Genomic DNA, 21,653 nt, shown 5'->3' on the forward strand with positions numbered 1-21,653 from the left:
CACGTCTTGCGTTTTCCCCGTCGCGCCGTAAACTACGCGGCACTGGAGGCCCGGCGATCCCGGGCCTTCGACTTTGCAACGGCCAGGGCGATTCAGATGTTCGCTCCGGGCCAAACCGAAAAGGGTCGTTAGCTCAGTTGGTAGAGCAGTTGGCTTTTAACCAATTGGTCGTAGGTTCGAATCCTACACGACCCACCATTTTCTCCGGTCCCCGCACCGGCACAAGGGCCCGTCTATACGGGCTCTTTGTGTTTGTGGGTGGGGAACACGCTAGAATGCGCGGCTAGGGAAACACTGAGCAATGTACACGTTCGCGTTGGCACCGCAGATTTTCCGAGACAAGGCGCGCTGTGCAGCAGGTAGTCGTTCTACCCGCAAGCGGCGCAACGCAGGATCGGGGAACCTGCGGTGCCAACCCCGAAGGGGCTCGGCCGCTTTTGCGCGCGCACGGCGTTGCGGTTCCTTTGTGCAGAATGACTGCACGGCAGGCACCGCGCCTTGTTCGCACGCAAAAGCGACTCGAGCGCGAACGTGTACATCGCTCAGTGTTTCCCTGACGCGCGAACGCAACAAGAGTTTTCTGCAAGATTGCGAAAGTGGCGGAACTGGTAGACGCGCTGGGTTTAGGTCCCAGTGGGGTAAAACCCGTGAGAGTTCGAGTCTCTCCTTTCGCACCACTGTCTGCATTCCGACCAGCCATGAAGGTTACCACTGCGATCGGCAGGGATGACCGATTACCGAACTATGACGAGGCCCTCCATGCAAGTTTCTGTTGAAGCCACCGGCAACCTGGAACGCAAGATGACCATCCAGGTCCCCTCCGAGCGGATCGATACCGAGGTCGACAATCGCCTGAAGTCCCTCGCCAAGCGGGTCAAGCTGGACGGCTTCCGCCCGGGCAAGGTCCCGCTGAAGGTCGTGCGCCAGCGCTACGGCACCGGTGTGTATCAGGAGGTTCTGAGCGAGGTCCTGCAGGAAAGCTACCGCGAGGCGGTTCAGCAGGAGGGCCTGGAGCCGGCCGGTAACCCGAGCATCGAGCCGACCAATCTGGAAGGCACCGACGCGATCGAATTCACCGCCAGCTTCCAGGTGTTCCCGGAAGTGCAGGTGGCCGACTTCTCCGGCGTCGAGATCGAGCGCCCGGTGGCCGAGGTCGGGGACGAGGACATCGATCGCGTGATCGACTCCCTGCGCGAGCAGAACAAGGAGTGGGCCGAGGTCAAACGCAAGGCGAAGAAAGGCGACCGGGTGACGCTGGACTTCGTCGGCTCGCTGAACGGCGAGGAGTTCGAGGGCGGCAAGGCCGACGACTTCCAGATCGAGCTTGGTGCCGGGCGCCTGATCGAGGACTTCGAGAAACAGCTCAAGGGCGTGAAGACCGGCGAGGAGCCGACCATCGATGTCACCTTCCCCGACGACTACCCGGCGGAGAACCTGAAGGGCCAGACCGCGCAGTTCGCGCTGACCATCAAGCAGGTCGAAGGCCCCAAGCTGCCGGAGGTCGATGAGGAATTTGCGAAGAAATTCGGCATCGAGGACGGCTCGGTCGAGAAACTTCGCGCCGATGTGCGGTCCAATATGGAGCGGGAACTGCGTCAGGCCCTGAAGGGTCGGGTCAAGCAACAGGTGCTGGAGGCCGTGGTCGACAAGCACGACTTCGATCTTCCGGAGGCCCTGGTGAAGTCGGAGGTCAACCGCCTGCGCGAAGAGGCCGAGAAGCGTTTCGGCGGCGCGCAGCAGACCCAGCCACTGCCGGACAGCCTGTTCGAGGAAGAAGCCAAGCGTCGCGTGCGCCTGGGCCTGGCGCTGCGCGCCATCATCGAACAGAAGGGGTTCGAGGTGGACGCCGAGCGGGTCGAGCGCGATCTCGAGGAGATGGCCGCAACCTACGAGGATCCGGAAGAGGTGAAGCAGTACTACCGCTCCAATCCCCAGGCGAAGAGCAACCTGGAGTCACTGGTGCTGGAAGATCAGGTGGTTGACTGGGTGCTCGAGCAGGGCAAGGTCACCGAGAAGGAAACCAGCTTCCAGGACGTGATGAATCCGAACAAGGAGTCGACTGAATGAGCCACGATATGGCCGACCAGGGCGCACAACACGCCCAAGGGCTGAACCTGGTACCGATGGTGGTCGAGCAGACCGCCCGCGGCGAGCGCGCCTACGACATCTACTCCCGCCTGCTGAAGGATCGAGTGATCTTCTGCGTGGGTCCGGTCGAGGACTACATGGCCAATGTGATCGTGGCCCAGCTGCTGTTCCTCGAGTCGGAAAATCCGGACAAGGAAATCAGCCTGTACATCAATTCCCCGGGCGGTGCGGTCACCGCTGGCATGGCGATCTACGACACCATGCAGTTCATCAAGCCCGAGGTCAGCACGCTGTGCGTCGGCCAGGCGGCGAGCATGGGCGCCGTGCTGCTGGCGGGCGGTGCCGCTGGCAAGCGGCACACCCTGCCGCATTCACGGGTGATGATCCATCAGCCGCTGGGCGGATTCTCGGGCCAGGCCTCGGATATCGACATCCACGCCCGCGAGATCCTGAAGATCCGTGATGAACTGAACAATGTGCTGGCCCACCACACCGGCCAGCCGGTGGAGAAGATCGCGGAGGACACCGATCGCGACCGTTTCCTGACCGCGACCGAGGCGAAGGAATACGGCCTGGTCGACCACGTGCTGACCCACCGCGACTCCGCGAGCTGAGTCCGCGTCCTTCGCAACTGCGCCCCGGAGCACCGCTGCGGGGCGCAGCTTCAATACCGGACTTCCGCTTGGCTCGTTTGCAACTGCCAGGCAAACGGGGCATGTTCTGAAGAACACTGAAATCGCAACCGAGGCAAACGGATGAGCGACGAAACCACCCCCCCCGCCGACGGCAAGCTCCTGTACTGTTCTTTCTGCGGAAAGAGCCAGCACGAGGTGCGCAAGCTGATCGCCGGGCCATCCGTATTCATCTGCGACGAGTGCGTCGAACTGTGCAACGACATCATCCGCGAGGAGATGCAGGAAGCGGGGCACGCCGAGCGTGATTCCCTGCCGACGCCGCACGAGATCCGCGCGATCCTCGACGACTACGTGATCGGCCAGAACTCCGCGAAGAAGATCCTTTCGGTCGCGGTGTACAACCACTACAAGCGCTTGCAGGCCCGGGCCGGCAAGGACGATGTCGAGCTGTCCAAGTCGAACATTATGCTGATCGGCCCCACCGGCTCCGGCAAGACGCTGCTGGCCGAGACCCTGGCGCGGGTACTGAATGTCCCGTTCACCATCGCCGATGCCACCACGCTGACCGAGGCTGGCTACGTGGGCGAGGATGTCGAGAACATCATCCAGAAGCTGCTGCAGAAGTGTGACTACGACGTCGAGAAGGCCGAGAACGGCATTGTCTACATCGACGAGATCGACAAGGTCTCGCGCAAGTCGGACAACCCGTCCATCACCCGTGACGTCTCGGGCGAGGGCGTGCAGCAGGCCCTGCTGAAGCTGATCGAGGGCACCACCGCCTCGGTGCCGCCGCAGGGCGGGCGCAAGCACCCGCAGCAGGAATTCCTGCAGGTCGATACCAGCAATATCCTGTTCATCTGTGGCGGTGCCTTCTCCGGGCTGGAGAAGGTGATCCAGCAGCGCGCCGAGAAGGGCGGGATCGGCTTTGGCGCCGAGTTGCGCACCACCGAGGCGGCCAAGTCCGGTGGCCAGTGGTTGAAGCAGCTGGAGGCCGATGACCTGGTGCGCTATGGCCTGATCCCCGAGTTCGTTGGTCGTCTGCCGGTGCAGGCGACGCTGGACGAGCTCGACGAGGACGCACTGATCACGATCCTGACTCAGCCGAAGAACGCCCTGATCAAGCAGTACGCGCGCCTGTTCGAGATGGAGGGCGTGGAGCTCGAGTTCCGCGACGATGCCCTGTCCGCGATCGCCCACAAGGCGATGGCCCGCAAGACCGGTGCGCGCGGTCTGCGCACCATCATGGAGAACATCCTGCTCGACACCATGTACGAGCTGCCTTCCATGGAGGGGGTCAGCAAGGTGGTGATCGACGAGGCGGTGATCCGTGGCGATGCCGAGCCGTACCTGGTCTACGAGAACGACTCGTTCGCGAAGAAGCAGGCTGCCGCGGATTCCTGAGCGGAAGTGTTGCGGCGCCCTTGAAACGGGCGCCGCCGCCCCCACTTCCTCCTGTACATTCGTCCAGTCCTTAGGGGGCAACATGACCGATACCCACTCCTCCCAGAACGAGGTGGACTCCCCCGTCAAGCGCGTCGCGGTCCTGCCGCTGCGCGATGTCGTGGTTTATCCTCACATGGTCATCCCGCTGTTCGTGGGTCGCGAGAAGTCGATCCGGGCGCTGGATTCGGCCATGGCCGAGAACAAGCAGGTGCTGCTGGTCGCGCAGAAGAGCGCGGAGGTCGACGAGCCGGAGGCCGGCGATCTGCACCAGATTGGCACCCTGGGCAATATCCTGCAGCTGCTGCGCCTGCCCGACGGCACCATCAAGGTGCTGGTGGAGGGTGCCCAGCGCGCGCATGTGATGGATATCTCCACTACCGGCAATGTCGAGAAGGAAGAGGACTACTTCGTCTCCGGCATCCGGCTGATCGACGAGGAATACGACACCGAGGACAAGGAGCTGGAGATCCTCGGCCGCTCCGCGCTGAATCAGTTCGAGCAGTACATTAAGCTGAACAAGAAGGTCCCGCCGGAGATCCTGACCTCGCTGGCCGGGATCGACGACACCTCGCGCCTGGCCGACACCATTGCCGCGCACATGTCGCTGAAGCTGGAGGAAAAGCAGGAAGTCCTCGAGATCGCCAATGTGCGCGCGCGCCTGGAGCACCTGGTCGCCAAGATCGAGGGCGAGATGGATGTGCTGCAGATCGAGAAGAAGATCCGTGGCCGCGTTAAGCAGCAGATGGAGAAGTCCCAGCGCGAGTACTACCTGAATGAGCAGATGAAGGCCATTCAGAAGGAACTGGGGGATCTCGAGGACGCGCCGAACGAGCAGGAAGACCTGGCCGACAAGATCGAGAAGGCGGGGATGCCGGAGGAGGCCAAGAAGAAGGCCACCGCCGAGCTGAGCAAGCTGAAGATGATGTCCCCGATGTCGGCCGAGGCTACGGTCGTGCGCAGCTACATCGACTGGCTGGTCAACGTCCCGTGGAAGAAAAAGACCCGGGTCAGCAAGGACCTGACGCGCGCCGAGAAGATCCTCAACGAGGACCACTACGGCCTGGAAGAGGTCAAGGAACGCATCCTCGAGTATCTCGCGGTGCAGTCCCGCGTGCGCAAGCTGAAGGGCCCGATCCTGTGCCTGGTCGGCCCGCCCGGGGTTGGCAAGACCTCGCTGGGGCAGTCCATCGCGCGTGCGACCAATCGCAAGTTCATGCGCATGGCGCTGGGCGGGGTGCGCGACGAGGCCGAGATCCGCGGCCATCGCCGGACCTACATCGGCTCGCTGCCGGGCAAGATCATCCAGAACCTGGCCAAGGTCGGTGTGCGCAACCCGCTGTTCCTGCTGGACGAAATCGACAAGATGGCGATGGACTTCCGGGGTGACCCGGCCTCGGCGATGCTCGAGGTGCTGGATCCGGAACAGAACCACACGTTTAGCGACCACTACCTGGAGGTCGATTTCGACCTGTCGGACGTGATGTTCGTGGCCACGGCCAACAGCATGCACATCCCCGGGCCGTTGCTGGACCGCATGGAGGTCATCCGCCTGTCCGGCTACACCGAGGACGAAAAGGTCCACATCGCGCACAACTATCTGCTGACCAAGCAGATCAAGGCCAACGGCCTGAAGCCGGCCGAGATCCAGATCTCCGATTCGGCGGTGCGCGACATGGTGCGGTACTACACCCGCGAGGCCGGCGTGCGCTCGCTGGAGCGCGAGATCGCCAAGGTCTGCCGCAAGGTGGCCAAGCAGCGTCTGCTGGCCAGCGAGAAGGAGCGGGCACGCACCACCTCGGTCACGCCCAAGACGCTGGAGAAATATCTCGGCGTGCGTCGCTTCCGCTTCGGCCTGGCCGAGGAAAACGACCAGGTCGGTCAGGTCACGGGCCTCGCCTGGACCGAGGTCGGCGGCGAGTTGCTGACCATCGAGGCCAGCGTGGTCCCGGGCAAGGGCAAGACCCAGCAGACCGGCAAGCTCGGCGACGTGATGCAGGAGTCCATCCACGCCGCCCTGACCGTGGTTCGCTCGCGCGCCGAGGCCCTGGGCCTGGAGGAGAACTTCCACGAGAAGAAGGACCTGCACATCCACGTGCCGGAGGGCGCGACGCCGAAGGATGGCCCGTCCGCGGGCATCGGCATGTGCACCGCGATCGTCTCGGCACTGACCGGTATCCCGGTGCGGGCGGATGTCGCGATGACCGGCGAGATTACGCTGCGTGGTCAGGTTCTGCCGATCGGGGGCCTGAAGGAGAAGTTGCTGGCCGCCCACCGCGGAGGGATTCGCACCGTCCTGATCCCGGAAGAGAACGAGAAGGATCTGGTCGACATCCCGAAGAACATCAAGCAGAAGCTGGATATTCGTCCGGTCCGCTGGATCGACGAGGTCCTCGAGCTCGCGCTGACCCACATGCCGGAAGGCAAGGCCGGGGAAACGCCAGAGAAGGTCGAGGAAGTCGTCAAACCGGCCAAGGAAACCGGTCGCCGTCGGGTCCGGCATCACTAAGCATCTGTAATTGGAGCGAAACCGCGGGCGCTGGATTCTTCGGCGCCCGCGGTTTTTTGTGTGCTGGTTCAAGCCAGCCCGAGGGCCCCGCCGGGCGGGCGTTTGACACTTTTTCGGGGGGCTTGCTATAACCCCATGCGCATCATCTGATTTCGTGCCGAGGGCAGTCGCGGGGCCATGGAGAAAAGGTCCCCGGCTGGTGTAAGCTAGGCCCCGTCCGGCAGAAAGCCTGAGTCACCACTGAGATAAGGAAGCGCTTCATGAATAAATCCGAATTGATCGACGCGATCGCGGCGGAAGCCGATGTTCCCAAGGCCCAGGCCGGCAACATCGTGGATGCCTTGGTGAGTGTGGTCGGCGATACCCTCGCCAAGGGTGACCAGGTCTCCCTCGTGGGCTTTGGTACCTTCCTGGTGCGCGAGCGCGAAGCCCGCACCGGCCGTAACCCGCGTACCGGTGAGAGCATTCAGATTGCCGCGTCGAAAACGCCTTCGTTCAAGGCTGGTAAAGCGCTCAAGGATCGAGTAAACTAGCGCGCTTTATCGGGTGCTTAGCTCAGTTGGTAGAGCGTCGCCTTTACACGGCGAATGTCGGCGGTTCGAACCCGTCAGCACCCACCAAGTGCAACCCTGACCCTGGTTGCGCTGCACGAATACGGAGCGGTAGTTCAGCTGGTTAGAATACCGGCCTGTCACGCCGGGGGTCGCGGGTTCGAGTCCCGTCCGCTCCGCCATCTTTGAGAAAGGCGCCCTTGTGGCGCCTTTTTCTTTGTTGACCACCACGAAGCGCTCGAAGCCACACCTTTGGGCCAGACCTGGGTCCATAGCAGTCGACCGCAATGTGGGAAGGGCAGAACCAAGCCCGAGATGCATTTTCGGGAGTCCGGGGCCGGGCACTGTCATCGCGCGAGCGCATCGAATGCGAGGCCCGATCCTCCAGGCCGACGGTTCCGAGGTATGTCCCCAGTGTTCGGCGCCGGCACGAGAGTGGGCCAGGCTTCATGCGAGGAGACCGGTCCAGGAGCTCAGGTTTTCGCCGCGCCTCCCTTCCAGTCGTCTCGTCTGCCTGTAGACGCTCTTGGTCGGGCCCTTCTTCTTGTCAGCGCGCGCTGCGTGGCAGACACCGCCGCCCAGGCGCAGACGCGCGCGGGCGTGCCTGCTACCATCGGCCGCTGATTCCCGTTTTCCTCCCAATTGCCGGAGTGAGCAGAGACCATCATGTTGCAAGCGATTCGTGACCGGGCGAGCGGCTGGCTCGCCTATGTGATCATTGGCCTGATCACCATCCCCTTTGCCCTGTGGGGCCTGGGCGAGTATTTCGGCGGGGCGGGCCCGCTGGTCGCCGCCGAGGTGAACGGCACGGATATCGCGGTGCGCGACGTGCACCAGGAGGCCCGCGCCCAGCGCGACGAGATGGCGCGCATGTTTGGCGGCGAGATCCCGGATGACGTGCTGGACGAGCAGGGCATCCGCCTGCAGGCGATGGAGACCCTGATCCGTCAGGAACTGCTGCGCCAGGCGGCCGATTCCGCCGGCTTCAAGGCGGCGGGCGACAGCGTATTGCGCGAAATCCGCGGCATGCCGGTGTTTCAGGAGGAGGGCCGCTTCAGCCGCGAACGCTACAGCCAGTTGTTGAATGCCCAGCGCATCAGCCCGGCCGACTTCGAGCAGGACATCGCCCGCAGTATTGTGATGTCGCAAATTCAGCGTGGCATCCAGGCCACGGGCGTGGTGCCGGAAGCCCTGGTGGCGGATTACAGCCGTCTGCGCAACCAGACGCGGGTTGCGAGCTGGAAGGTCTTCGCCGCGGACGAGTTTGATCGTCCGGATGTGGTGGATGACGACGCGATCCGCGACTACTACGACGCCAATCCGGAAGACTTCACGACCACGGAACGGGTGCGGGTGAGCTATCTGCGCCTGGACCCGGAAGGCCTGGAGGCCGGGGTCGATGTCACCGAGGATCAGGTGCGCGAACACTACCGGGTCAATCGCAGCCGCTACGAAGAGCCGGAACTGCGCGAGGTGCGCCAGATCCGCATCCAGGATACCGACGAGGACGGCGAGGCGCGTATCCGTGAACTGCGTAGTCGCCTGGATGATGGCGAGAACTTCGGCGACCTGGCGGAGGAATACTCCGAAGACAGCCTGACGGCCGACCGTGGTGGCAGCCTGGGCGAGGTCGCCCGGGGCGATCTGGATTCCACCCTGGAGACCGTCATTTTCACCCTGCCGAAGGACCTCATCAGCCAGCCGGTACGAACGGATCGTGGCTGGTTCATCCTTGAGGTGACCTCGATCCAGGAATCCCGGGCGCAGCCGTTCGAAGACGTGCGCGAGGAGGTCGAGCAGGATCTGCGCGACCGGACGGCCGAGCAGATGCAGATCGACGCCCTGGACGACCTGATGGCACTGGCAATCGAGTTTCCGGACACTCTGGAGCCGGCCGCCGACGCCACGGGCCTGGAGGTCCAGACCAGCGACTGGTTCTCCCGCGGCTCGGGCGATGGCATCGCCCGCCATCGGTCCATCCGCGATGCGGCGTTTGACCCGCGGGTACTGGAAGACGGCAACAACAGCGACGCGATCGACCTGCAGGACCGTTCCACCGTGATCCTGCGTGTCGATGAGCACGAGCCGGCCGAGGTGCGCCCGCTGGCGGAGGTGGAGGACGAGATCCGCGAGCGCCTGCAGCGTCAGGCCGCCGCGGATGCCGCGCGTGAGGCGGGAGAGGCCCTGATCGAGCGACTGCGCGAAGCCGATGACTGGACCGCCGAGGCCGGGGAGAACGGAGAATGGAGTCGGTCGGTCGAGATCACCCGTGAACGGGCGGCCGATCTGCCAACCGGGTTGCAGGACCACCTGTTCCGGCTGGCGGCGCCAGGCGAGGGCGCGGTGGAGATTGCCGGCGCCCGGGTCGGGGATGGTGACTTCGCGGTGACCGTGCTGGAAGCCGTACGCATGGGCGAGGATGCGGTGGATGCCGCGGCGCGCCAGCAGGCGCGCGACCAGATTGGCAACGCCTACGGGAGTGCCGAATTCCGGTCCTATCTCGCATGGCTGGAAGAGCAGGCGGAGATCAAGCGCTTCCCCGACGCGCTCGACTAGTCGCCGCAGAACCGCGAGGGGGCGCTTGGTGCGCTCCCGACCACGAAAAAGCCCGGCCCGCTTGCGCGGTGCCGGGCTTTTTTCTGGTACCCGGAATCGCCCGGATGCCGCAGGGTCGCCTTATTTTTCGAGGCCGATCTCGGCGGCGCCCAGGCCGACCGTGTTGTAGCCGGAGTCGACGTACATCACTTCGCCGGTGATCCCGGAGGCAAGATCGGAGCAGAGGAAGGCGCCGGCGTTGCCGACCTGATCCGTGGTGACGTTGCGGCGCAGCGGTGCGTTGGCCTGGACGTGATCCAGGATGCGCTTGAAGTCGCCGATGCCGGAGGCCGCCAGGGTGCGGATCGGGCCCGCGGAGATCGCGTTCACCCGGGTGCTTTCCGGCCCCAGGGTGTATGCCAGGTAACGCACATTGGCCTCCAGGCTCGCCTTGGCCAGGCCCATCACGTTGTAGTTGGGCATCGAGCGCTCGGCACCCAGATAGCTGAGGGTGAGGATGGAAGCGTCGCGGTCCTTCATCATGCCGCGCCCGGCCTTGGCCAGCGCGGCCAGGCTGTACGAGCTGACATCGTGCGCGATGCGGAAGCCGTCGCGGGTCATGTTGTCGAGGAAGTCCCCCTCCAGCTGCTCCTTGGGCGCGAAAGCGACCGAGTGCACCAGGATGTCGACCCCGTCCCAGTAATTGTCCAGGTGCTCGAAGACCTGTTCGATCTCGCGATCGTCCTCGACGTTACAGGGCACGAGGATGTCGGAGTCGAAATCCGCAACCAGCTTCTCGACGCGATCGCGCAGGCGTTCGTTCTGGTAGGTGAAGGCGAGTTCGGCGCCCTCGCGATGCATGGCCGCGGCAATGCCGTAGGCGATGGAGCGGTTGCTGGCCACGCCGACGATCAGTGCGCGTTTGCCCTTGAGAAAACCCATGTAAAACTCCTTGATTCTGATCCGTGCCGACGCACCCGGGCGGGTCGTCTCGACGGCGCCCGACCGCGAGCGGAACCGGGGACGGACGCGACTGTCTTCGGGATCATACCGATGTGCCGCAAGTGCGGCCAGCATCCGATGAGCCGGAGGGAATGGCTTGCTATAGTGCGAACACTTGCGGTCTTCAGGGCCGCCCACCCGGCGTCCCGGAATCGGGCCTGCCGGACTGCCACCGCAGCAACCCGGAGGCCTTGTGAGTCGTCATTTTGGTTGGATCGTGACCCTGATCGTGCTGGGTATCCTGCTGTTGCTGGTGATGGTCCAGATCGACCGCCAGTGGCAACGCATGGCCTCCATGCAGAACACCATGACCGAGCAGGCCCGGGACCTCCGTGCATTGCGGCGCAGCCTGCAGGGCCTGGAATCCGACCTGGCCTCCGGGCGTTTCGCCGGGATGGATGGCGAGCGTGCCGCGCGGGCGGACGACGTCCCCTCGGCGTTCCGGCGAGCGGCGCGCGCGGCCGAGCAGGAGGACTACGCCGAGGGTGACTGGCTGGTGCAGGCCTTTGGCACGGGGCTGGCGACCATCACGCCGTATGTCTCCTCCGATGCCTATGCCTCCGAGGTGCAGAACTACGTGCTGGAGTCGCTGGTGGTGCGCGACCCGGAGACGCTGGAGTGGCAGGGGTTGCTGGCCGAATCCTGGAAGTTCGACGATACCGGTACCGAGCTGACTTTCCGCCTGCGCCCGGGGCTGCAGTTCTCCGATGGGGAGCCGCTGACGGCCGAGGATATCCGCTTCACCTTCGATTTCCTGATGACCGACGCCATCGCGGTGCCGCGGGCGAGGGCCTTCCTGGAGAAGATCGAGGCGGTCGAGGCCGTCGACGCGCGCACGGTGCGGTTCGTGTTCGAGGAGCCATACTTCGACGCCATGCGGGTGGCGGGCGGCCTGGATGTCCTGCCGGAACACTTCTATGGGCGCTACCTGGAGGATCCGGAGACCTTCAACGAGTCGCGCGGCATCCTGCTGGGGTCCGGACCCTACCGCATGGAGGATCCGACCGGCTGGACCCCGGATGCCGGCCGTATCGAACTGGAGCGCAACCCGCGCTACTGGGGGCCGGTGGAGCCGTCGCTGGATCGTCTGGTGTGGCGGGTGATCCAGAATGACAGTGCGCGCCTGACCACCTTCCGCAATCGCGATATTGACGTGTACGGGGCGCGTCCACGCGAATATGCCCGGCTGCGCGACGACGAGGCCCTGCGCGAGCGCGCGGATACCCACGAGTACATGAGCCCCACGGCCGGCTATTCCTACATTGCCTGGAACCAGCAGCGCGATGGCGAGCCGACGCGTTTCGCCGACCCGCGGGTGCGCAAGGCGATGAGCTACCTGACCGACGTTGACCGGCTGATCGAGGAGGTCATGCTGGGGTATGCCGAGCGCGCGATCTCTCCGTTTTCGCCGCGCAGCGATCAGCACAATCCGGATCTCGATCCGATCCCCTATGATGTCGAGCTTGCCCTGGAACTGCTGGCCGAGGCCGGCTTCCGCGAACGCAATCGCGATGGCGTGCTGGTCAACGAGGACGGCGAGCCGTTCTCCTTCGAGCTGTCGTATTTCCAGGACAACGAGGACACCCGCCGCATCGCGCTGTTCCTGCGCGACCTCTTTGCGCGGGCCGGGATCGAGATGCGCCCGTCGCCGACCGAGTGGTCGGTGATGCTGGAACAAATCACCCGCCAGGATTTCGATGCCATCACCCTGGGCTGGACCAGCGGTGTGGAGGTGGATATCTACCAGATGTTCCACTCCAGTCAGGTGGTTTCCGGTGGCGACAACTTCATCCACTACCAGAACCCCGAGCTGGATGCGGTGATCGAGGCGGCGCGTGGCGAGGTGGACGAGCCCGCGCGCATGGAGCTTTGGCGCGAGGCCGAGCGCATTCTGCACGAGGACCAGCCGTATACCTTCCTGATGCGGCGCCAGACCCTGGCCTTCATCGACCGGCGCATCCAGAACCTGGAGCAGACCGCGCTGGGGCTCAACCTGGGGGCGGTGCCGCTGGAGATCTACGTCCCGTTCGAATCGCAGCGGTACGGGCAGTAGCCGGCGATGCCCATGGAAGCTGAAGCGGCAGGGGAGCGCCGCACGCGATGCTGACCTACATCCTGCGCCGCATGCTCCTGATGGTGCCGACCCTGTTCGGGATCACCGTGGTCGTGTTTGCGGTGATGGCGGCCGCGCCCGGTGGGATCAGCGCCCTGACGCTGGTCGAAGGGCAGGGCCTGGAGCCCCAGGCACAGAAGGCGATGGAGGACTACTACAACCAGCTCTACGGGCTGGATCAGCCGGCCCCGGTGCAGTTCGGGCGCTGGCTGAACAACATCTCGCCGATCGGATTTGCCCAGGACGCGGACGGCTCGCTGACCGGCTGGCCACACTTCAAGGTCCCCAATCTGGGCACCAGTTTCCGCTATGGCCGGCCGGTGATCGATCTGGTGGCCGAACGCTTGCCGATCACGTTGCTGCTGAACGTACTCTCTATCCCGCTGATCTACATCGTCGCGGTCGCGGTAGGGGTGCGCGCGGCCACCCAGCATGGCCAGGCCTTCGATTCGCAGTCTGGCGTCGTGCTGCTGGCCCTGTGGTCGGTGCCGACCATGCTGGCCGGCGTGTTGCTGATCGGCTTCTTTGCCTCCGACCAGTTCTGGCAGTGGTTCCCCACCGGGGGGCTCAGCCAGCGCGCGGCGCTGGACATGACCTTCCTGCCCACGGTGGAGGTGGTCTGGGCGTTGCCGTTGTTGCTGATCCTGCCGTTTCTGGGGGTGGCGCTGGGGATCTACCTTGCGCGCTACCTGCCCGCCCGTATCCGCGGTGGGGTCGGGGCGGCACTCGGGGCCGTCTGCGGCTGGCTGATGTTCCGCGATCTGGCACCGGCCGGGATGGTCAGTACCGCAGTGGCCGTGCTTCTCGGGGGCGGGGTGGGCTGGATGATGGCGCACAGCGACTGGGGCGTCCTGCGCGGGTTTTATCTGGGCACCCTGGGGCTGGGTGCCGGGCTGGCGCTGGCGCTGGGTCTGGCGCCGGGCCATATGGTGCCGGGCTTCCTGCTGGACCGGGCCTGGCACCTGGTATTGCCAGTGCTGTGCCTGTCCTACGGCGGGTTGGCATTCCTGGCCAAGCTTTCGCGTTCGGCGGTGCTGGAGAACCTGACCTCGGATTATGCGCGTACGGCGCGCGCCAAGGGGGTGGCCGAGCACGACGTGCTGTGGCGTCACGTGTTCCGCAATTCCCTGCTGCCCCTGATCACCGTGTCGGCCACGCTGCTGCCCTCGCTGCTGGCCGGCTCGGTGATCGTGGAGGCGATCTTCTCCATTGATGGCATGGGCAAGCTGGCGGTGGAGGCCGTGCAGACGCGCGACCGCGAGCTGGTGTTGTCGATCACGCTGATCTCCGGCGTGCTGACCCTGGTGGGCTATCTGCTAGCGGATCTGGCCTACGCCATCGTCGACCCGCGGGTGAGCTATGACTGAGACCGCGCACAACACGCAGCAGGCGGATCGCCGCAGCCGTTCCTGGGCCCGGCGCGTGGTGGGCGAGATCCTGCTGCGCTGGGGTGCCCGCCTCGGGATTGGCTGGATCGCGCTGCTGACCCTGGTCGCGGTCCTCGCGCCGGTGCTGGCGAATTCCCACCCGCTGCTGGTGCAGACCGCCGACGGCGCGTGGGCGCTGCCGTTTCTGCGCTACCTGACGGCGGCGGACGTCACCCTGTTTGGTTTGCTGGTGCTGGCACTGATCTTCTGGCGTCTGCCCGGGCGGCCATGGCGGCGCTTCGGTCTCTGGGCGGTGCTGGGCGCGGTGCTGGGCGTGGTGGCCTGGCAGACGGTGTCGCCGCCGTCGCTGGTGATTCACGAGCAGTACCGCGAGGCCGAGGTGATGGGCGAGTATCAGCGGGTAATCCGCGCGCCGATCCCGTACTCGCCGCGCGACTACCTGCGCGATTACGCCGATACCGGGCTGGAGGCCCCGCGCGAGTCCCCGGATCGGGTGCACTGGTTCGGTACGGACGATACCGGCGCCGACGTGCTCTCGCGCATGATCCACGCCACGCGCATCGCGCTCTCCATTGGCTTCATCGCGACCGGGATTGCGCTGGGGATCGGGGTGATCCTGGGTGGGCTGATGGGCTATTTCTCGGGGATCGTGGACATGATCGGGATGCGCCTGGTGGAGATCTTCGAGGCCATCCCGACGCTGTTCCTGCTGTTGACCTTCGTCGCCTTCTTCGGCCGTTCGCTGTACCTGATGATGCTGATCATCGGCCTGACCTCATGGTCCGGCTACGCCCGTTATGTGCGTGCCGAGTTCCTGCGCCTGCGCCAGCAGGACTTCGTGCAGGGGGCCATCGCCTCGGGGTTGTCGCTGCCGTCCATCCTGTTCCGGCATATGCTGCCGAACGGCATCGCGCCGATCCTGGTTGCGGCCAGTTTTGGCGTCGCCTCCGCGATCCTCGCCGAGGCGACCCTCTCGTTCCTCGGCCTCGGCCTGGTGGATGACCCCTCCTGGGGCCAGATGCTGAACCAGGCGGTACAGAGCTCCACCTTCAACTGGTGGATGGCCGCCTTCCCCGGGGGCGCGATCTTCCTGACCGTGTTTGCCTACAACCTCATCGGCGAGGCCCTGCGTGACGCAGTGGACCCGCATGCCCGCTCCGCGGCGCGCACCGCCAATCGCGATGATGGTGCACGTCCGGCGGCCGGTGCCACCAGCGCCACCAGTGGCGGGGTGCGTTGACCATGCTGGAGGTGCGCAATCTGCAGATCCGCCACCGCGACGGCGAGGCGGCGCTGGTGGAGGATGTGAGCTTCGCCATCCGCGAGGGCGAGCTGTTTGCCCTGGTCGGGGAGTCGGGCTCCGGCAAGTCGATCACGGCGCTGGCCATCATGCGTCTGCTGGATGCGGGCTTCGAAAGGCCCTCGGGCGAGGCCTGGCTGGCCGGACGCGAAGGCCGCCAGGAGTTGCTGGGGCTTCCCAGCGCGGTGATGCAGCATGTGCGCGGCGACCGCGTCGGCATGATCTTCCAGGAGCCGATGACCTCCCTGAACCCGGTGCTGAAGGTGGGCGATCAGATCGAGGAGGTGCTGCGCCTGCATCGCCCGCAGATGAGTCCGGAGCAGCGAGCGGCGCGCACCCTCGAGGTCTTGAGCGAGGTGCAGTTGCCGAACCCCGAACAGCGCCGCGACGAGTACCCGCACAAGCTCTCCGGCGGCCAGCGCCAGCGGGTGATGATTGCCATGGCCCTGGTCGCCGAGCCGGATCTGCTGATCGCGGACGAGCCGACCACCGCGCTGGACGTCACCATTCAGGCCGAGATCCTGAAGCTGATCGACCACCTGCGCGAGAAGAATGGCATGGCGGTCCTGCTGATCACCCACGACTTCGGCGTGGTGGCCTCGGTGGCTGATCGCGTGGCGGTGATGCGCCAGGGGCGCCTGGTGGAGCAGGGGGAGTGCCTGCCGCTGTTGCGCGCTCCGCAGGACGCCTACACCCGCAAGCTGATCCAGGCGCTGCCGGAGAACCTGCCACCGCTGCCGCCGGTGCCGGGCGCGGGGCGCGAAGCACTGTTGCAGGTCTCCGGCCTGCAGGTGCACTTCCCGGTGCTGAAGGGCCTGATGCGTCGCCAGGTGGATGTGGTGCGGGCGGTGGATGACGTCAGTTTCGAGCTGGAGAACGGCGAGGTGCTGGCGGTAGTGGGGGAGTCCGGCTGTGGCAAGACCACCCTGGGCCGCGCGATCCTGCGCCTGATCGAGCCGACCGGTGGCGAGATCCGCTACCGGGGCGAGTCGTTGACCCACATGGCACGCAAGCCGTTGCGCCGGCTGCGGCGGCACCTGCAGGTGGTGTTCCAGGACCCGGCCTCGTCGCTGAACCCGCGCCTGAACGTACTGACGCTGCTGACCGAGCCGATGGCGGTGCACGGCATCGGCGCCAATCAGGACGAGCGGATTGCCCTGGCCGGCCGGGTGCTGGATCAGGTGGCGTTGCCGGAGGACACCCTGTGGCGCTATCCGCACGAGTTCTCCGGTGGCCAGCGCCAGCGTATCGCCATCGCGCGCGCCCTGGTGCTGGACCCGGACGTGATTATCTGCGACGAGGTGACCAGCGCGCTGGACGTATCCGTCCAGGCAGAGGTGCTGCAGATCCTGGGCCGGCTACGCGCGGAGCGACGTCTGGCGATGATCTTCATCACCCACGACATGGGTGTGGTCGAGTACTTCTCCGACCGCATGCTGGTGATGCACGACGGGCGCATGGAGGAGATCGGCGCCACCGCCGAGGTGCTGGCCAATCCGCAGGCCGACTACACCCGCCACCTGCTGGATGCCGTGCCGCGCGTCTCGCGTTATCTGTAAGCCCGCCCGCCCGCCCGCGCTGCGCGGTGCACGGCCGCCGTCTGGCGGTTGCGGGTCGCTTACCGTGGCGGATCCTTTCCTGGTGTTCTCTGCGTGTGTTCCGTGGCCGGTGCGGTGAACAACGGCCTTTCGGTTCTGCTGACCCGTGTGGGGTCGATCTACTTCTGGCAGGTGGGGCAGTAGCTGCTGGCGCGCTGGCCGATGCGGCGCGTGCGCAATACCTCGGCGCAGACCGGGCAAGGCTCGCCGGCGCGGCCGTAGACGCGCAGCGACTGGCGGAAGTAGCCGTGGGTGCCGTCCTCGTGCAGGAAGTCGCGCAGGGTGGTCCCGCCCTGTTCAATGGCCGCCGCCAACACCGCCTTGATGTGGCTTGCCAGGCGCTCGTATTCGGCGCGCGTGACGCGTCCGGCCGCGCGCCCGGGCCGAACGCCGGCGAGGAACAGGGCCTCGGTGGCGTAGATGTTGCCCACTCCCACCACGATCGCCTGGTCCATGATGAAGGCCTTGACCGGGCCCCGGCGGCCGCGGCTGCGGCGGAACAGGGAGTCGCCATCGAATTCCGGGTCCAGGGGTTCCGGGCCGAGGCCGGCCAGCAAGGCGTGGGGTCCGGCGCCCTCGGGGAGCGGCAGGCAACAGCCGAAGCGGCGCGGGTCGTGCAGGCGAACCTGGTAGCCGTTGTCCAGGTGCAGGGTCAGGTGATCGTGCCGGCGCAAAGGCGTCTCGGGCGTGCAGTGGCGCAGGCTCCCGGACATCCCGAGATGCAGCAGGAGGCCGGTACGATCGGTCTCCAGCAACAGGTACTTGGCGCGCCGGGTCAGGCTGCGGACCCGGGCGCCGGCCAGTTGCTGCACCAGCTCCGGCGGCACCGGCCAGCGCAGGCGCGGCTCGCGGACCTCGAAGGCCGTGATGCGGCGCCCGGCCAGCAGGGGGGCGAGCCCGCGCCGGGTGGTCTCGACCTCGGGCAGTTCAGGCATGCACGCCCTCGATTTCCAGCAGCAACTCGCGCCGGCAGACGTCGCCGCGGACCCACTGGACGATCGGCCCCGGATGGACGTCGTGGTAGTGCTCGGCGAGGACCGCGGCGACCTTGGGCCGGTCTTCCGGATGTCGCAGGTAGACGCGCAGCCAGGCCGGGCGTGGCAGTTCGTGGCCGGCGGTGTCATGCAGGGACCGCAAGTTGGCCAGGGTCTCGCGTGTCTGGGCGACGACGTCGTCGGGGTGACGGCTCTCGTGGCCGACGATGCTGGCGGTGCCAGAGAGCAGGATGAGTGGGCCGTCCGCGGTTTCCAGCCGGGTCGCGCGGGCGAAGGTCGGGCTCTTCGGGCTGTAGCGCGCCGGGTAATGATAGGCGCTGACCTGACGCGGGTTCTCCAGGGACTCGGCCGGGGTGCGAGTGGCGATCAGGTAGATGACCAGCTGGCGCTGGTCGCTCCCGATGGCCGTGGCGGCCGGCATGCTGGCCAGCGGGATCTCCAGGGTCTCAAGCGCGGTGGCGCGGCCCATGCAGAAGGCCTGATAGCGTTCCAGCCCGTCCTCCTCGGCATGGATGTCGCCAAAGTAGTTCCATACGCGTGCCAAATGCTCGAAGCCGCGCGCTCGGCAGGCGGCCAGCAGGGCGCGGTAGGCGTGTTCGGTCTGTTCCCGGAGGCCGTTATCCGGTCCGCTCCAGGTCGCGAAGAGTACGTCCTCGTGTTCCAGCAGGCGGACGGGCCCCTCGTGGATCGGCGTTGGCGTGCCGCTGGCGGTCCAGTACTCGACATAGTGATCCGGCGCCAGGGGGTGCAGGCCCGGGCGGATCTCCAGGTGGCCGGGCCCGCTGTCGATTCCGGCGGGTTCGCGCAGCCGGATGTGCATTCCCGTTTCGGGGCCGGCGGCGGCTTCCGGCATGAGCTGGCTGCGCAGGGTAAGGGGGGGCATCTAGTTCTCCGCCAGCGAGGCGAGCAAATCTTCGGTCCAGCGTACGGCCTCCAGGTAAAGGCGGCTGGAGACCGGCGCCGGGACCGGGGCATTCGTGTTGTCCAGCGGGGGTGTCGGGCCTTCGAAGGCGGCGATGGTCGCCAGCAGCGGTGCCAGCGGTCCTGTGCCTTCCGTCAGGGCCTGTTCCATTTCGGTGGACAGGCGGAGTTCGCCCAGGATGTGTCGCAGCGGTACCCCCAGCACGCGATCCATCCCGGAGAGCATGCCGAGAGTGAAGTAGCGCTCGCACTCCTCGGGGTGGAGGCCCAGGGCGCGCGCCATCAGCATGCCCATACGGGCACGGATCATGACCTGCTCGAGCCCGTGGGTGGGATTGCCGGTACCACGCAGTACCATCAGCATCGCCAGGCGTTTGATGCGCCCCTGGCCCAGGCGCAGGATCGCGTTGTAGAGCGAATCGGTCGGGCGAGAGCCGCGATAGGCCGGGCTGTTGGCGATGCGCAGCAGCTGGATCGCGAGCCCGGGCTCGGCGGCGATCAGTTCCTCCAGCTCGGCCGGCGTCGGATCCGGCGCCTGTAGCGCGCGCAGGAGGCGCAGCAGGGCCACTTCCAGGCTCTCCAGGCGCTGTCCCTCGATCACGTGGGGGAAGGACAGGTGAAAGCCCTGGAACAGGCTGAAGCCAAGGGCCTGGCAGCGAGCATAGTCCTCGGCCGTTTCGACCTTCTCGGCCAGCAGTTCCACGTCGAAGGCGCCCAGGCTGGTGACTTCCTGCTCCAGGCGCTGGCCGCCCAGGGCGAGCACATCGAGCTTGACCAGGTCGGCCAGTTCGACCAGTTCGGAATGGCTCTCCTGAAACTGGTAGTCATCCAGCGCGATGCGAAAGCCCTGGGCCTTCAGTCGGCGTACCGCGGCGATGACCTCGGCGTCGATCTCGATATCTTCGAGGATCTCCAGCACGACCTGTTCCGGAGGCAGGCTGGTGATGACCTCGTGTTCGAGAAAGCCGCGGGTGAGATTGACGAAGGCCAGGTGTTCGCCGACCAGGTGTTGGAGACCGATGTCGATGAAGGCGCTGCGCAGGAGATCGGAGGTGGCGAGGTCGCCGTCGGTGACCGAAGCGGCATCCAGATGCCCGGCGCGAAACAGGAGCTCGAAGCCGACCAGATTCTCCTGATCGTCAAAGATGGGTTGCCGGCCGACAAAAATTGGTTGCATGCTTGCGCTAGGGAAACACTGATTAATGTACACGCTCGCGCTCGAGTCGCTTTGGCGTGCGAACAAGGCGCGGTGATGGCCGTGCAGTCACTCTGCACAAGAGGGCCGCAAGGCTGTGCGTCCGCCCGTTTTCGTCAACAACGGGCGGGCCAGCTTCGGTGTTCAATCGCTTGCGGGGTTGGTGCCCCAGGTTCCCCGATCCTGCGTTGCGCCGCTTGCGGGTGGAATCACTCCCCGCTGCTCGACGCGCCGGGTCGCGGAAAACCTGGGGTACCAACGCGAGCGTGTACATTAATCAGTGTTTCCCTTGGTCAATAACGGATGGGCGGCCACGACTGCGTGCGGCAGGCCGGCTCGGGAGGGACATAAGCACCATGGATTCGATTGATGCGCCATTTGGAGAAGTCGTGGAGTTGCGCCAGATCCTGCACGACTCGGGGGTCCCGCTGCTGCGGGTCATTATCCGCGATGGCGGGCGTTATACCAAGATCGAACTGGACCCGGCGACGGCTCACCGCTGGGGCCGCGTGATGACGCGCTGGGCGGAAACCGCCGCCGAGGGTGCCGCGACGCCAGGGGATGGTGGACAGCCGGATCCGGTCTGAGCCCGCATCAACGGGGGATATGGCCGGATGCATACGCGCTCGAGGTGGTCTCGAGCGCCGACCGGGCGCGCTGAGCGAGGCGTGCCCGAGCCCCGCGAGCCGATTGGCAAGTGGTAAACGGTGCGCTAACGCGAATGCGTTTGCCGGTTCGTTTCTCGCTCGCGCCAACGCAAAAAGGCCCGGAACCGCGTAGGCGGGCCGGGCCTTTTTTCGCCTGTTGTCAGGCAATCGAGCCGATAGGCGCGATTACTTGATCTTGGCTTCCTTGTACATCACGTGCTTGCGGACGACGGGATCAAACTTCTTGATCTCCATCTTCTCGGGCATATTCCGCTTGTTCTTGGACGTGGTGTAGAAGTGCCCGGTGCCGGCGGAGGACACCAGGCGGATCTTGTCGCGTGCGGACTTGGCAGCCATCGTGAAGCCTCCTTAGACCTTTTCACCGCGGGCACGGCAGTCCGCCAGGACCGCGTCGATGCCGCGCTTGTCGATAATCCGCATGCCCTTGCAGCTAAGGCGCAGGCGTACGAAGCGGTTCTCGCTCTCCACCCAGAAACGGTGGAAATGCAGATTGGGCAGGAAGCGCCGCCGCGTCTTGCGGTGAGCGTGAGAAACGTTGTTACCGGTCGCCGGGCGTTTGCCGGTCACCTGACATACTCGGGCCATCGGGGGACTCCGGGATTTGGGTCTACCAGAAAGACGGCGGACTATAGCGTAGCCCCGGGGCGGGTGCAAGGGAGGCGCTGATCAATTCGGGAACATTCGCGGCGGTTTTGGGGCAGGACGCCGTGCCCCG

At 65.7% G+C, this 21,653-nt stretch carries 17 protein-coding genes and 4 tRNA genes; 15 read left to right on the forward strand and 6 right to left on the reverse strand.

The window, feature by feature from the left end:
• Positions 1-122 precede the first annotated feature (122 nt).
• The 10 genes from G333_RS0112015 to G333_RS0112060 all read left to right on the forward strand — a co-directional run bounded on the left by G333_RS0112015 (position 123) and on the right by G333_RS0112060 (position 9,779).
• Positions 123-198: transfer RNA gene (locus G333_RS0112015), tRNA-Lys, on the forward strand.
• Between the two features lie 392 nt (positions 199-590).
• Positions 591-677 (forward strand) — tRNA-Leu (locus G333_RS0112020).
• A gap of 82 nt (positions 678-759) precedes the next feature.
• Complete coding sequence (gene tig / locus G333_RS0112025; protein ID WP_018951111.1) at positions 760-2,067, forward strand: trigger factor; 1,308 nt, start codon at positions 760-762, stop codon at positions 2,065-2,067.
• Positions 2,064-2,702: an ATP-dependent Clp endopeptidase proteolytic subunit ClpP gene (gene clpP, locus G333_RS0112030; protein WP_018938883.1), complete on the forward strand. Its 639-nt coding sequence runs from the start codon at positions 2,064-2,066 to the stop codon at positions 2,700-2,702. Before tig ends, clpP begins: the two co-directional genes overlap by 4 nt.
• 141 nt (positions 2,703-2,843) lie before the next feature.
• On the forward strand, positions 2,844-4,124 hold the full coding sequence (gene clpX, locus G333_RS0112035; RefSeq protein ID WP_018143950.1) for an ATP-dependent Clp protease ATP-binding subunit ClpX: 1,281 nt from the start codon (positions 2,844-2,846) through the stop codon (positions 4,122-4,124).
• An 82-nt stretch (positions 4,125-4,206) separates the two neighbouring features.
• Complete coding sequence (gene lon, locus G333_RS0112040) at positions 4,207-6,672, forward strand: endopeptidase La (protein ID WP_019628558.1); 2,466 nt, start codon at positions 4,207-4,209, stop codon at positions 6,670-6,672.
• A 260-nt stretch (positions 6,673-6,932) separates the two neighbouring features.
• Positions 6,933-7,205 carry an HU family DNA-binding protein gene (locus G333_RS0112045; RefSeq protein ID WP_018143948.1) on the forward strand — a complete coding sequence of 91 codons (273 nt, stop codon included), beginning with the start codon at positions 6,933-6,935 and terminating at the stop codon, positions 7,203-7,205.
• 11 nt (positions 7,206-7,216) lie between these two features.
• Positions 7,217-7,292: transfer RNA gene (locus G333_RS0112050), tRNA-Val, on the forward strand.
• A gap of 36 nt (positions 7,293-7,328) precedes the next feature.
• Positions 7,329-7,405, forward strand: a tRNA-Asp gene (locus G333_RS0112055).
• A 484-nt stretch (positions 7,406-7,889) separates the two neighbouring features.
• Complete coding sequence (locus G333_RS0112060; protein WP_019628559.1) at positions 7,890-9,779, forward strand: SurA N-terminal domain-containing protein; 1,890 nt, start codon at positions 7,890-7,892, stop codon at positions 9,777-9,779.
• 120 nt (positions 9,780-9,899) lie between these two features.
• Here the strand turns inward: G333_RS0112060 and G333_RS0112065 are convergent, their stop codons facing one another.
• Entirely contained in the window at positions 9,900-10,700 is an 801-nt protein-coding gene (locus G333_RS0112065; RefSeq protein ID WP_018938774.1) for an enoyl-ACP reductase, read from the reverse strand.
• 253 nt (positions 10,701-10,953) lie between these two features.
• Between G333_RS0112065 and G333_RS0112070 the strand changes: the two genes are divergently transcribed.
• From G333_RS0112070 to G333_RS0112085, 4 genes are read left to right on the forward strand one after another with little or no spacing between them, the layout of a single operon-like run.
• A complete protein-coding gene (locus tag G333_RS0112070; protein ID WP_019628560.1) occupies positions 10,954-12,813 on the forward strand; it encodes an ABC transporter substrate-binding protein in 1,860 nt (619 codons plus the stop codon).
• 47 nt (positions 12,814-12,860) lie between these two features.
• A complete protein-coding gene (locus tag G333_RS0112075; RefSeq protein ID WP_018143944.1) occupies positions 12,861-14,240 on the forward strand; it encodes an ABC transporter permease in 1,380 nt (459 codons plus the stop codon).
• Positions 14,233-15,501, forward strand: coding sequence for an ABC transporter permease (locus tag G333_RS0112080; protein WP_019628561.1), 1,269 nt, complete (start codon positions 14,233-14,235; stop codon positions 15,499-15,501). The genes G333_RS0112075 and G333_RS0112080 overlap by 8 nt, the downstream gene beginning before the upstream one ends.
• A gap of 2 nt (positions 15,502-15,503) precedes the next feature.
• Positions 15,504-17,120, forward strand: coding sequence for an ABC transporter ATP-binding protein (locus G333_RS0112085; RefSeq protein ID WP_018951106.1), 1,617 nt, complete (start codon positions 15,504-15,506; stop codon positions 17,118-17,120).
• Between the two features lie 158 nt (positions 17,121-17,278).
• Here G333_RS0112085 and mutM read toward each other — a convergent pair whose 3' ends face one another.
• Genes mutM through G333_RS0112100 form a run of 3 tightly spaced genes read right to left on the reverse strand, consistent with a single transcriptional unit; the run spans position 17,279 to position 20,252 of the window.
• Positions 17,279-18,094, reverse strand: coding sequence for a bifunctional DNA-formamidopyrimidine glycosylase/DNA-(apurinic or apyrimidinic site) lyase (gene mutM / locus G333_RS0112090; protein ID WP_019628563.1), 816 nt, complete (start codon positions 18,092-18,094; stop codon positions 17,279-17,281).
• On the reverse strand, positions 18,087-19,037 hold the full coding sequence (locus G333_RS0112095) for a hypothetical protein (protein ID WP_019628564.1): 951 nt from the start codon (positions 19,035-19,037) through the stop codon (positions 18,087-18,089). The genes mutM and G333_RS0112095 overlap by 8 nt, the downstream gene beginning before the upstream one ends.
• Entirely contained in the window at positions 19,038-20,252 is a 1,215-nt protein-coding gene (locus G333_RS0112100) for an EAL and HDOD domain-containing protein (protein ID WP_019628565.1), read from the reverse strand.
• A 374-nt stretch (positions 20,253-20,626) separates the two neighbouring features.
• Here G333_RS0112100 and G333_RS0112105 point away from each other — a divergent pair, with 374 nt between their 5' ends.
• Positions 20,627-20,857 carry a hypothetical protein gene (locus tag G333_RS0112105; RefSeq protein WP_018143938.1) on the forward strand — a complete coding sequence of 77 codons (231 nt, stop codon included), beginning with the start codon at positions 20,627-20,629 and terminating at the stop codon, positions 20,855-20,857.
• A gap of 246 nt (positions 20,858-21,103) precedes the next feature.
• On the opposite strand, the gene rpmG is transcribed toward G333_RS0112105, so the two are convergent.
• Entirely contained in the window at positions 21,104-21,274 is a 171-nt protein-coding gene (gene rpmG / locus G333_RS0112110; protein ID WP_017941410.1) for a 50S ribosomal protein L33, read from the reverse strand.
• A gap of 12 nt (positions 21,275-21,286) precedes the next feature.
• Complete coding sequence (gene rpmB, locus G333_RS0112115) at positions 21,287-21,523, reverse strand: 50S ribosomal protein L28 (RefSeq protein WP_018143937.1); 237 nt, start codon at positions 21,521-21,523, stop codon at positions 21,287-21,289.
• Between the last annotated feature and the right edge of the window lie 130 nt (positions 21,524-21,653).

The organism is Thioalkalivibrio sp. AKL10 (assembly GCF_000381845.1).
GTDB lineage: Bacteria > Pseudomonadota > Gammaproteobacteria > Ectothiorhodospirales > Ectothiorhodospiraceae > Thioalkalivibrio > Thioalkalivibrio versutus.

Bases quoted from the DNA above. Each gene is read 5' to 3' on its own strand.
- G333_RS0112045 (WP_018143948.1), top strand. From the start codon at position 6,933: ATGAATAAATCCGAATTGATCGACGCGATCGCGGCGGAAGCCGATGTT.
- G333_RS0112075 (WP_018143944.1), top strand. From the start codon at position 12,861: ATGCTGACCTACATCCTGCGCCGCATGCTCCTGATGGTGCCGACCCTG.
- rpmB (WP_018143937.1), bottom strand. From the start codon at position 21,523: ATGGCCCGAGTATGTCAGGTGACCGGCAAACGCCCGGCGACCGGTAAC.
- G333_RS0112060 (WP_019628559.1), top strand. From the start codon at position 7,890: ATGTTGCAAGCGATTCGTGACCGGGCGAGCGGCTGGCTCGCCTATGTG.
- rpmG (WP_017941410.1), bottom strand. From the start codon at position 21,274: ATGGCTGCCAAGTCCGCACGCGACAAGATCCGCCTGGTGTCCTCCGCC.
- G333_RS0112105 (WP_018143938.1), top strand. From the start codon at position 20,627: ATGGATTCGATTGATGCGCCATTTGGAGAAGTCGTGGAGTTGCGCCAG.
- G333_RS0112080 (WP_019628561.1), top strand. From the start codon at position 14,233: ATGACTGAGACCGCGCACAACACGCAGCAGGCGGATCGCCGCAGCCGT.
- G333_RS0112095 (WP_019628564.1), bottom strand. From the start codon at position 19,037: ATGCCCCCCCTTACCCTGCGCAGCCAGCTCATGCCGGAAGCCGCCGCC.
- lon (WP_019628558.1), top strand. From the start codon at position 4,207: ATGACCGATACCCACTCCTCCCAGAACGAGGTGGACTCCCCCGTCAAG.
- mutM (WP_019628563.1), bottom strand. From the start codon at position 18,094: ATGCCTGAACTGCCCGAGGTCGAGACCACCCGGCGCGGGCTCGCCCCC.
- G333_RS0112085 (WP_018951106.1), top strand. From the start codon at position 15,504: ATGCTGGAGGTGCGCAATCTGCAGATCCGCCACCGCGACGGCGAGGCG.
- tig (WP_018951111.1), top strand. From the start codon at position 760: ATGCAAGTTTCTGTTGAAGCCACCGGCAACCTGGAACGCAAGATGACC.
- G333_RS0112100 (WP_019628565.1), bottom strand. From the start codon at position 20,252: ATGCAACCAATTTTTGTCGGCCGGCAACCCATCTTTGACGATCAGGAG.
- G333_RS0112065 (WP_018938774.1), bottom strand. From the start codon at position 10,700: ATGGGTTTTCTCAAGGGCAAACGCGCACTGATCGTCGGCGTGGCCAGC.
- clpP (WP_018938883.1), top strand. From the start codon at position 2,064: ATGAGCCACGATATGGCCGACCAGGGCGCACAACACGCCCAAGGGCTG.
- clpX (WP_018143950.1), top strand. From the start codon at position 2,844: ATGAGCGACGAAACCACCCCCCCCGCCGACGGCAAGCTCCTGTACTGT.